Origin of the sequence: Mesorhizobium sp. M8A.F.Ca.ET.218.01.1.1, assembly GCF_004791165.1 — a bacterium.
Taxonomy (GTDB): Bacteria; Pseudomonadota; Alphaproteobacteria; order Rhizobiales; family Rhizobiaceae; genus Mesorhizobium.
Genome location: NZ_SRUZ01000103.1, coordinates 1 through 346, shown reverse-complemented (window position 1 = coordinate 346; position 346 = coordinate 1). Strand labels below are relative to the sequence as shown.

Sequence of the window (346 nt, the reverse complement as noted above, 5' to 3'; positions counted from 1 at the left end):
CTCGCCGGCATTCCTGACCAGCACGGGCGACATCTTGCGGTCCGTCACGCCAAGCTCCTCCCTGGCCGGATTGACCTCTACGACCTCGGCGCCGCTTTCGCGCGCCTCGGCGACCATGTCGCCCAGGCGCTTGTGATGCCGCTCGCTGATGATGGCCGTGTAGTCGGGGTTGTTGCGCAGGCTGGGATAGAGCCGCGCCATCGCTGCGGCGAGTTTTGCGGCGATCGCGGCGCCCTGCCCCTGCGGGACCAGGGTGCCGAAGCCGCAGCAGGCGATGGCCTTTGCCGAGGTGGTGGATTCCGCCCGTCAGGCCGGCGATCCGGACTATCGCAAGCCGCCCGCGCCG

1 pseudogene is annotated in these 346 nt (G+C 69.9%); it reads right to left on the bottom strand.

Features of this window, described 5'->3' with window-relative positions:
• Window positions 1-201 (bottom strand): annotated as a pseudogene (locus EN861_RS34575) (coniferyl aldehyde dehydrogenase); the annotation flags it as partial.
• Window positions 202-346 lie beyond the last annotated feature (145 nt).